12 protein-coding genes are annotated in these 9,419 nt (G+C 44.4%); 11 read left to right on the top strand and 1 reads right to left on the bottom strand.

Annotated elements, in window-relative coordinates:
- Positions 1 to 243 precede the first annotated feature (243 nt).
- From Q7J27_11785 to Q7J27_11740, 10 genes are all read left to right on the top strand, one after another.
- Positions 244 to 870 carry a DUF6398 domain-containing protein gene (locus Q7J27_11785; protein MDO9529819.1) on the top strand — a complete coding sequence of 209 codons (627 nt, stop codon included), beginning with the start codon at positions 244 to 246 and terminating at the stop codon, positions 868 to 870.
- Positions 860 to 1,084 (top strand): hypothetical protein, encoded by a 225-nt coding sequence (locus Q7J27_11780; GenBank protein ID MDO9529818.1) that lies wholly within the window; start codon positions 860 to 862, stop codon positions 1,082 to 1,084. The genes Q7J27_11785 and Q7J27_11780 overlap by 11 nt, the downstream gene beginning before the upstream one ends.
- 48 nt (positions 1,085 to 1,132) lie before the next feature.
- Entirely contained in the window at positions 1,133 to 1,720 is a 588-nt protein-coding gene (locus Q7J27_11775) for a nucleotidyltransferase domain-containing protein (GenBank protein MDO9529817.1), read from the top strand.
- The gene (locus Q7J27_11770; GenBank protein ID MDO9529816.1) at positions 1,698 to 2,150 is read left to right on the top strand and encodes a hypothetical protein; all 453 of its coding nucleotides are present in this window, start codon (positions 1,698 to 1,700) and stop codon (positions 2,148 to 2,150) included. Before Q7J27_11775 ends, Q7J27_11770 begins: the two co-directional genes overlap by 23 nt.
- Positions 2,147 to 2,635, top strand: a complete 489-nt coding sequence (locus Q7J27_11765) for a hypothetical protein (protein ID MDO9529815.1) — start codon at positions 2,147 to 2,149, stop codon at positions 2,633 to 2,635. The genes Q7J27_11770 and Q7J27_11765 overlap by 4 nt, the downstream gene beginning before the upstream one ends.
- Positions 2,636 to 2,739: 104 nt before the next feature.
- Positions 2,740 to 3,879: a hypothetical protein gene (locus Q7J27_11760; protein MDO9529814.1), complete on the top strand. Its 1,140-nt coding sequence runs from the start codon at positions 2,740 to 2,742 to the stop codon at positions 3,877 to 3,879.
- 31 nt (positions 3,880 to 3,910) lie between these two features.
- Positions 3,911 to 5,731 carry a hypothetical protein gene (locus Q7J27_11755; protein ID MDO9529813.1) on the top strand — a complete coding sequence of 607 codons (1,821 nt, stop codon included), beginning with the start codon at positions 3,911 to 3,913 and terminating at the stop codon, positions 5,729 to 5,731.
- A gap of 286 nt (positions 5,732 to 6,017) precedes the next feature.
- Positions 6,018 to 6,890: a YihY/virulence factor BrkB family protein gene (locus Q7J27_11750; protein MDO9529812.1), complete on the top strand. Its 873-nt coding sequence runs from the start codon at positions 6,018 to 6,020 to the stop codon at positions 6,888 to 6,890.
- A gap of 153 nt (positions 6,891 to 7,043) precedes the next feature.
- Entirely contained in the window at positions 7,044 to 7,661 is a 618-nt protein-coding gene (locus Q7J27_11745) for a Maf family protein (GenBank protein MDO9529811.1), read from the top strand.
- Positions 7,662 to 7,665: 4 nt separating this feature from the next.
- The gene (locus Q7J27_11740; GenBank protein ID MDO9529810.1) at positions 7,666 to 8,358 is read left to right on the top strand and encodes a YggS family pyridoxal phosphate-dependent enzyme; all 693 of its coding nucleotides are present in this window, start codon (positions 7,666 to 7,668) and stop codon (positions 8,356 to 8,358) included.
- Between the two features lie 336 nt (positions 8,359 to 8,694).
- Here Q7J27_11740 and Q7J27_11735 read toward each other — a convergent pair whose 3' ends face one another.
- Positions 8,695 to 8,967, bottom strand: a complete 273-nt coding sequence (locus Q7J27_11735; protein ID MDO9529809.1) for an addiction module protein — start codon at positions 8,965 to 8,967, stop codon at positions 8,695 to 8,697.
- A 168-nt stretch (positions 8,968 to 9,135) separates the two neighbouring features.
- Here Q7J27_11735 and Q7J27_11730 point away from each other — a divergent pair, with 168 nt between their 5' ends.
- Positions 9,136 to 9,348 carry a hypothetical protein gene (locus tag Q7J27_11730; protein MDO9529808.1) on the top strand — a complete coding sequence of 71 codons (213 nt, stop codon included), beginning with the start codon at positions 9,136 to 9,138 and terminating at the stop codon, positions 9,346 to 9,348.
- Positions 9,349 to 9,419 lie beyond the last annotated feature (71 nt).

Genomic DNA, 9,419 nt, shown 5'->3' with positions numbered 1-9,419 from the left:
CTCTTTACCTCTTTCACCGTGCAACCAATAAAAAAGGCCTCTCTACCAAGGCCCATTTATTCCGATATTCTTTACCTTTATGTCAATACATTGTAAGAATTATTTGTAACGCTATATCAATTTATTGTGAAACTCTACACCTGTCACTCTGAACGAAGTGAAGAGTCTCAATGCTAATGTAATCAATTAAAATACGTCACCGTAATTACGGGGTAGTACTAAGCTTTAGAAGAGAGAACCACAATGGAAAAAGCCAGAAAAGATGAGCGATTAAAAGAAATCAAGGAATTGGTGGTTTCCTTTTGCGTTGAGTATTTGAATGAGGAACTGCAGAGTTATGCCCTGAAGTTATGTGACACGTTGGGCCGGAAGCGAAAGATTTCAATTACAAGCGGAAAGAAAGAAATATGGGCGGCCTCGATTATCTATGTGATTGCCCGTCTTAATTTCTTGTTTGATCCTGAAAATAAGTTGTTTCTTTCAGCCGACACCATCTGTGATTTCTTTGGAACCAGGAAATCGACCGTTGGCAACAAAGCAACTCAAATTGAAAAAGCCTGCAAGCTTGGAATTGGCGCTGAAGGTTTTTGCAGCCCTGAAATTTCAGATGCACTGACACTGGTCGAGCTTCCCAGTGGTTTAGTAATTCCAAAAAGTATGTTGCCGGATTTTGAGATTGTTTATGAAATAGCCGACGAGGAAGAGTCCAGGGAAATGGAAAAATTCATGGCTGAACAGCAGCGCCTCAAAGAACGGGAAGTAGCGGAGAAAAAGGCACAACGTACAGAAATCAATCGAAAGATTGCCGAGGATAAGAAAAAGAAGGAAAAAGAGCAGGACAAGCAACTAAACCTGTTTGATGGTTCTTGATATTTTGACTGTTATGCTGACATTGCGACAATTTTCTGCTGAGCCATTCACAATTTCCACCGTTACCAGTTGGTATCTGGCCAATTTGAGTGAAGCACAGGGCAAGCAGGAATTATTCACCCATCAATCGCCTCAAAAACTCAAGATTCTTTGCGAACATGTCTTAATTGAGAGTGCTATTTCCTTTTATCGAGTATTTGCTGGAGAACTGTAATCTGTTTGTATTGCACAACCATACAATTGTATGATATAGGCATACATTATGAATGCTTTAGCGGAAATATTATCATCTAAGATTCGTGCGGAGATATTTCGTCTGCTCTTCGGAACAATTACCGAAGAGTTGCACATGCGTGAGATTGAAAGGCGTTCGGGATATGCCATAGGGACGATACAAACAGAATTGAAAAAACTGTTGCGCCTGGACCTGGTTAAGAAGCGAAAAGATGGGAACCGCCTTTACTATCGATCCAACAAGGAGCATCCTCTTTATCCTGATATCCAGAGTCTTGTCCTGAAAACAATTGGGTTGGTGGATATTCTTAAAAACGCATTAAGAGAGGATTCGAACATTAACATAGCGTTTGTATTCGGGTCCATTGCCCGCCATGAAGAAATGGCTGGAAGCGATGTTGATTTGATGGTCATTGGAAGACTGGGCTTGAGGAAATTAACCGGAATGTTATCAGGATTGCCCGAAAAAATTGGCAGGGAAATCAACCCGCATGTTTTAAGTGTGAATGAATTTGTCAAACGAAAAACAAACAGGGAACACTTCATTACACAGGTACTTGAAGCACCCAAGATCTTTATCATAGGAAATAAAAATGAGCTTGAATCAATGGGTTGATAACGGCTGGTTGCGCAGACATAAGACCAGTCAAGAAGAGATTGAGAATTTAGTTATGATCATTGATCGTGATTTGAAAGATACAAAGGGAGGCATCTCCGATGACTGGCGGTTCGGGATTGCTTATAATGCAGCACTCAAGCTATGTACGATCCTCCTCTACGCTGAAGGCTTTAAGGCAGAAAAAACACTACAACACTACCGCACCATTCAGGCATTGCCTTTAATCCTTGGGAACAAGAGAAAGGATGATGCAGAATATCTGAATTCATGTAGATCAAAAAGAAATATAGTGGAGTATGACTATGTTGGAGGCGTCACAGAACATGATGCCGATGAACTCATTGAGTTTGTGAAAGAATTGAAAGCAGACGTTTTGGAATGGTTAAACAATAATCACCCGGAACTGGCATTTCAGAAAAAAGATTGAAAAAAGAAAAGCAAATGGCACAAACACCTGATGAAAAAACATATGTGGAAATCTCCTTTATCGAACAGTTAAAGGCGCTGGGTTGGGAGCATATTGGGGGTGATATTGATGTGCCGTATCTCACCGAACGGGAGAGTTTCCGCGATGTGCTGCTGGTTGATAGATTGCGCAATGTGGTTAGAAGAATCAATCTCAATGACAACGGAAATCCGTGGCTTGACGATGACCGTGTCAATCAGGTGGTCAGCTCCTTGGAACGAATCAGCGCGCCAAAATTGATGGAGGCAAATAAGAAAGCCTTTGATCTCATCGTGCATGGCGTTGAGGTGGAAGGCGATCCTGCAGATTCGGAAATCACTGATTTCCAAATTCGGCCATCCGGGAAAAGGGAAATCAACGATTGCCGAATGGCCTGCGTCTTCCCGTTGCACCTATATATCACAAGTGCAGGGATCAGACAGCCATGGAAAGGAATAGACACTTGACTCACTTTCTTGATCCTTCCCACAAGTGGACCTTCCGTGCCCGCTTCAGGCGACGTGCTTTTGGATGGCGCTCGCAGCCTGCCATAAAACGAATCAAGGAGGCTGTGTCGGAAATCAAGAAAGAGGCCCGCAAAGATCTGACATTGGGTGCTGAAGGTGCGGTGTTGCTTTTGGAAAAACTGTCGCCTGCACTTGAACATGTGGACAGCTCGTCAGGTGCTATCGGCACGGCGGTCAACAAAGCCATAGAAACCCTTGTACCCATCATTGCCAAAGCTCCAGCCGATGATCTTTTGCGCGACAAGTGGATGGAACGTCTTTGGCAGGCAGTAGAGGAAGATCAAATGCCCTACATAGAGTTGATTCCCGACTATTGGGGAGAACTTTGCGTGACCCCCGAACGTGCCTCGCAATGGGCGGACGAATTTATCGACATAGTGCGAATGGCCTGGAGTCCAAATCCAGAGTTTCACGGCTATTTCAATGGCACAAGTGCCTGTCTAAGCGCATTGTTCAAGGCCGGAAGGTATGACGAAATCCTGGAACTGCTGGAGCTCGCGCCTCACAAATTCTGGCATGAGCGAGAGTGGGGCGTGAGGGCTCTGTTCGCCATTGGCAAGAAAGCCGATGCTCTCAGGTATGCCGAGGATTCCCGCGGGCTTAACGACAGCCCCGTCGCCATAGCGCAGGCCTGCGAAGAAATCCTGCTGTCAAGTGGTCTGTCTGAAGAAGCCTACACCCGATACGCCATCGAGGCCAATCAGAAGACGACCTATCTGGCGACGTTTCGCGTTATCACCAGGAAATATCCACATAAGGATGTGAGCGATGTCCTTCGTGATCTTGTTGCAAGCACTCCGGGCGATGAGGGCAAGTGGTTTGCCGCGGCCAAGTCTGCTGGACTCTATGATGAGGCAATCGAATTGGCCAACCGAACGCCCTGTGATCCCAGAACGCTAACCCGGGCTGCGCGGGACATGGAGACAACAGAGCCACGATTTGCAGTCGAGGCAGGCGTGGCAGCGCTTCGGTGGTTGATTGAAGGATATGGCTACGACATCACCGGCATGGATGTTCGGGCGGCTTACAGCCACGCCATGAAAGCCGCTGAAAATGCGGGGTGCACCCCTGAAACCCTTGAGCGCGTCCGCAAAATGGTCACGGGTAAGGTTTATGGTGAACAATTTGTCACCAGAATTCTTGGTAGAGAGCTTGGCTTGAGTCAACAGGACGGGCAGTTATGATTAGGACCTCAATGTGAAAGGGTAGTAACAAGTGGCAAAACAAAGTAAAGATGAAAAACGAACAAAGAAAAAGAAGCAGAAACTGAAAAACCAGAGGGCAAAAAAGGCAGCAATGCCCGCCATCTTGCGCCGCGACCCTCTCCTCGCGGAGGCGTTGAGGTATCATCACCCACTTCACTCCTGCCTGATTAACGAGAACTGGCAGGACATGAAAATCGCGACTATATTCATCGTCAGAAAAACTCCAACTGGGCTTGTGATGGTGAATTTCCTTGTTGATCTGCTCGGAGTTGGTCTCAAAGAGATCGGTGGGGATTACGGGTTTACCTTGAACGAGATTAATTCGTTTGAGTCACAAAGCGCCGAAGAGGATTTCCCGTTAGAGTCATGCGACCTGCCATTCGCATCTTCGATCATACATGGGGGTATTGCGTGGGCGAAAAAATGGGGCATCAAACTTCCCGGGGATTACAATGTGTGGATGCGTATACTGGATCCCCTCGATGCCGATGAGATTAATCTTGATCTGTTCGGAGATGCTGGAAAACCTCTTTTTATGTTTGATGAAGATGACGATTTTTTATTCGATGAACTATTGATCGATTTGAAGATACTGAAAGACCTTTTCGAGATAGGGGAAGGTGGTCCTTCAAGGGAACAGTTGGAGCGTATAGGGGATATCAAGGGCGCGTTGATCGAATTTGCCATGAGTCCTGAGTTCAAAGAAAACTTTAATAAGGCAAATTTGGAATACTTTAAAGAAGCAAAAAACCCGGGAGATATGGAAACAGAGGAATTGGTTTCATTTCTGGACTGGTATATCCTGGAATGGAAATCGGAGTTTGAAGATACCTTTTCCGACAGGTTCGTAGCGACTCATGGCGATCTTATGAGCAGGGATGTACGTGAGATGATACTCGGATGGCGGGACGTAATTGACGGAATTTTCGAGGTAAAGGGAAAACGACCACACGGATATCACATGAAAAACCTCATCAACGAACGAGAATATGTAGTTTATCCTACCGTTTCGATGGCGGAGGCCTCTTCGTTTGAGATCGGCGATTTCATAAACGCCAGGGTTGCCCCGATTGGAGATTTTCATACCTTTTCCGGAATTGTCACCAAGATTCCGTGCGACGGAAGTGATAAAGAGAGGGGTTATATTTACAGGATTGCCCTTGAAACTCAGATTCTACATCCCCGAAAGGCATTTAAGGACAATGAAGAAAAGCTTAAGGCAAGCAGGGATATGCTCCAAAAGAATTACAATAATTTTATCGACTACTTCGGAACTGATGAATTGAGTGGCACCGGTAAGGAAATAGCTCAAAAATATCAGGATTTTTTAAGGTATGATGTGTTTCAAAAAAGGGACCCCGAAACAGGTCTCTCAAAGGCTGAAAAGTATGAAAGGGAAGAGGGAAAAACATATAACCTCCCCCAAGTGAATTTTCCTGAAACATTGCTGAAACAATCTGGTGTGGGAATGCTATTTGATCCCGCTGAAGGAATCAGTTTTCTGGAGGGATACGATCTGTTTGTCGATATATTTAGTAATCCCGACAGGTATATAGGCAGTTTCCTGAGAAAGAGGAAAATGAAAGATATTATCATGGATTATCTGGAGTCGGATTCCATATCCGACATACCTTTCCGGAAGATGGCGAAGATATTTCCCGATAATTTTGAGCGTGTAATAGAGTATGTTTTAGATTGGGACGGATTCTCCTTCGACATGATCGGTGAACTTATGCGACATTACAAACCACAGACCTTTGACAAACTTCCGACCTATGTTGCCGTCCTCGACAGCGAGATGATAAGGTTTGCCCACGTTGGAGAGGAATAGGGAATATTCCGGAAATGCAACGCATGATGCACTCGTAAGAAGTCATAAACTGCATCATTTGTCGTCCTGAACTTGTTTCAGGATCTCACTTGTTTCAGCATCTAATTATTTCAGCAAGTTAGAGACCCTGAAATAAATTCAGGGTGACAGAAAAAGACTTTTTACGAGATTGTCAACACATGATAAACTGCAAATTTTCCTGGTATGGTGAAATTGCCTCCGTTCAACCGAGAATACGCCCGATTCGATCAGTAACTACGATTGATTTTTTGAAGGTAGGTACAAAATGTCAAGAGATATCGGAAATTCTCTAAAATATTACGGCAAGCTCTCACGAGATGTTCTGTTTGAAGCGTTTCGAGCATTTTTTAGCGATAATTGCCTTAACCTGTCGGCTGCCATAGCGTTTTATTCCATTCTGTCAGTCATTCCAATTATTTTTTTCATTCTTTTTGCCAGTGGACTCATTCTCGGCTCTTCCGAAAGTGCATATACCGCCGTTGTTGAATTTGTAAGACAGATTAATCCCTACATGGAAGACAGGCTGCTATTGGGAATAAAAAACCTGTCAGAAACCGGCGGGGTACTGGGGTGGGTCGGATTTGCGTCTCTCTTATGGATTTCCACAATGATATTCTCTTCTCTGGATGTCGCCTTTACTATTATCTTCCGCGTAAAGAAAAAAGGTCGCTTTTTCTTCAAATCAATACTGATAGCCGTGGCTGTTATACCTCTTGGAGTTATTGCCATTCTTTTCTCTGTTTTGATAAATATTGCGGCAGTGATGATAGAGAATACCGGATTGGTTCTATTCGGAATTAACATGAGCAATATTATAGTAAATACCACGCTAATCCGGCATATAATTCCCATCTCTGTTGTTATTGTTTTCTTCACACTAATATTTAAGTTTATTCCCAACAAGAAGATTCACTTTTCACATGCGCTTATGGGCGGGATCATCTGTTCAGTCCTCCTTGAAATTGCGAAGTATCTGTTCAGCCTCTATCTCTCATCCGGCGGCAATCCGGCAAACTTTGTGTACGGACCTCTCAACGCGCTTATATATATTGTCCTCTGGGTGTTTTACCTTGCTTCCATAATACTTTTTGCCGCAGAGATCATATCTGTTTTTGAACGGAAAACGAGTAATACATAACTTAGTAAAGGCTTCACCGCCTGCAAGGTGGTGGCTTCAAAGATGTAAACCGCAGGTCGATCTTGAAACTGATCCTGAAACAAGTTCAGGATGACATTCCTTTTCTTTGTCATTCTGAATTTATTTCAGAATCTTTATTGGATATAATATGCCATGCCTGAAATCGAGAACAATTACGAATTATCGTCATCAAAACTGATATTAGCATCTGCTTCTCCCCGCCGAAAAGAGCTGCTGAAACTTGTCGGGTTAAACTTCGAAATAAAGCCAAGCAACGCTAAGGAGATATTTTTAAAAGGCGAAACTCCGGGAGAGCACGTTTTAAGACTTTCAGAAGAAAAGGCGGTGTCAATCTCCATCGAAAACCCGGATGCCTGGGTGCTGGGAGCCGATACTATCGTTATCATAAACGGCGAGGTGCTCGGCAAACCTGCAGCTGCTGATGAGGCAAAGGAAATGCTGCGCAAGCTCAGCGGTAGAAAACACAGGGTTATTACCGGTTTTTGCCTGACGAGAAAAAATAAAGATATCATTGTCAAAAATACGGTCGAATCCTCAGTCGTTTTCAAGGAAATCTCTGAAGATGAGATTGATTGGTATGTAAGAAAAAAAGAGCCGTATGACAAGGCGGGAGGATATGCCGTACAGGGTATTGGCGCTTTTTTTATAAAGGAGATTCACGGATCATACACAAACGTCGTTGGCCTTCCCCTATGCGAGGTTATGGAAACGCTGAAAGAGCTCGGAGCGATACGATTTTCTAAAGGATAAAATCATGCCCACGGTAAAAGATAACATAAAAAAGATAAGGGACAATATCGCAGAAGCTGCCCTGAGAGCCGGACGAAATCCCTCCGATGTAAGACTTATGGCAGTGACCAAAACCGTTGCAGATGAGAGAATCATCGAAGCTATTGAGGCCGGAGTTGATATAATCGGAGAGAATTATGTTCAGGAGGCAAGGAGAAAAATAGAGGAGATGGGGAAAAACGTCGAGTGGCACATGATAGGACACCTCCAGTCCAAAAAGTCCAAATATGCGGTGCGCCTCTTCGACATGATCCACTCCATCGACAGAATTAAGCTGGCCAGAGAGCTGGATAAAAGAGCAAAGATGGCGGAATGTATAACTAAAATTCTCATAGAGGTAAATATAAGCGGTGAGGAGACCAAAAGCGGAGTCAAAAAAGAGGACGCTTTAAATCTTGTAAAGGATATTTCTACTCTCGAAAATCTCTCCATTCAGGGACTCATGACCATGCCCCCCTGGTTTGACGACCCCGAAGATGCCAGACCTTACTTTGTGACTCTGAGGGAACTCCGGGACAGGATTGTCGAGGAAAATATATCAAATGTCGAGATGTGTGAGCTTTCCATGGGTATGTCGGGCGACTATCAGGTGGCGGTGGAAGAAGGGGCTACCATAGTAAGAATAGGAACGAGTATATTCGGGGAAAGGTCTTATTAAAAGTTGTAGGGTCTGTTCCCCGAACAGGCTAAACATCGAACAGATCGAGGCATCGGCCCCTACAAGGGGTAAAAGGGTGGACGGCATCGCTAAACAGGTCAGAGCGCTGCGGAGAACCGCATTACTGCATTAATGCAAGACCTGACGCTTCGGAACATGGGACCTATCCGATATTTGGTCTTGAGCGTATACCACCCACCCACTTTGAATCTATACCGGAAAAATCAATTTGTCAAGCCCACATTGGGCACCAATCACTTCCCCTTGTGACAATTCCGGGATTTCCGAGGGGGAATTCCCAATTACTTCAATCTATCTTTCCAGTATTCAGGATCCCTATGCAGGTGCATAACGGCAAGGACGAAGGGTGAAAAATGAATTCCATTCGGCAAACCGCTCATGAACCCTATCAAATACTTCGTTTCCTGGAACAGGTTTGACTTTTCCTGAACGAAGTTCCCCAAGCCGCCGTTTAGCTATCTCGATCCATTTTTTATCAATTGCAGGGTCTGGCATGTTAAGGCTTTTCAATAAGGAATCTGCAATAAGCGCCCGCTCCTCGACCGGAAGAGAAAGGGCTTCATCGATAAGTTTTTTAGTGGCAGGCATGATGTACCTCCATATTCTAAAAGTGATTATTCATTGTTACAACGATAGTATAGTAAAAAAAGCGCTCAATCGCAATACAATATTTTGGGCATGTCAGAAGCACGTAATCTGTCCGGAGTTGTAGCACGTAATCTGTCCGGTTTATAATGGGTCACCAGGAGGTGGCCAATGAGAAGGACAGAGTTGTTACAGGAGATTCGGATTATGCGATTTGAAGAGGTGTATGGAGTATGGACGGAGAGAGGATTGAGTCAGGAAGAAGCAGCTCGGATACTGGGGGTATGTACCCGGACGTTCCGGCGTTACATTGATTGTTGTTTGTCAAGACATTTGACCCCCTATCTGCAAATAAAATTGACCCCCTTTAGTTTCCCTTCTTAAGTTTGTTTTTTAGTCTATAGCTGGAACCGTTAATATAGAATATCCTGGCGTGGTGGACCAACCGGTCGATA

Source organism: Syntrophales bacterium (assembly GCA_030655775.1).
Taxonomy (GTDB): domain Bacteria; phylum Desulfobacterota; class Syntrophia; order Syntrophales; family JADFWA01; genus JAUSPI01.
Note: the sequence above shows the minus strand (reverse complement) of the source record. Positions and strands in the feature narration are given on the sequence as shown.

What these genes read in the sequence shown, in the direction of transcription:
- Q7J27_11745 (MDO9529811.1), top strand. Translation starts at nt 7,044, where the DNA reads ATGCCTGAAATCGAGAACAATTACGAATTATCGTCATCAAAACTGATA.
- Q7J27_11775 (MDO9529817.1), top strand. Translation starts at nt 1,133, where the DNA reads ATGAATGCTTTAGCGGAAATATTATCATCTAAGATTCGTGCGGAGATA.
- Q7J27_11780 (MDO9529818.1), top strand. Translation starts at nt 860, where the DNA reads ATGGTTCTTGATATTTTGACTGTTATGCTGACATTGCGACAATTTTCT.
- Q7J27_11750 (MDO9529812.1), top strand. Translation starts at nt 6,018, where the DNA reads ATGTCAAGAGATATCGGAAATTCTCTAAAATATTACGGCAAGCTCTCA.
- Q7J27_11730 (MDO9529808.1), top strand. Translation starts at nt 9,136, where the DNA reads ATGAGAAGGACAGAGTTGTTACAGGAGATTCGGATTATGCGATTTGAA.
- Q7J27_11735 (MDO9529809.1), bottom strand. Translation starts at nt 8,967, where the DNA reads ATGCCTGCCACTAAAAAACTTATCGATGAAGCCCTTTCTCTTCCGGTC.
- Q7J27_11740 (MDO9529810.1), top strand. Translation starts at nt 7,666, where the DNA reads ATGCCCACGGTAAAAGATAACATAAAAAAGATAAGGGACAATATCGCA.
- Q7J27_11770 (MDO9529816.1), top strand. Translation starts at nt 1,698, where the DNA reads ATGAGCTTGAATCAATGGGTTGATAACGGCTGGTTGCGCAGACATAAG.
- Q7J27_11785 (MDO9529819.1), top strand. Translation starts at nt 244, where the DNA reads ATGGAAAAAGCCAGAAAAGATGAGCGATTAAAAGAAATCAAGGAATTG.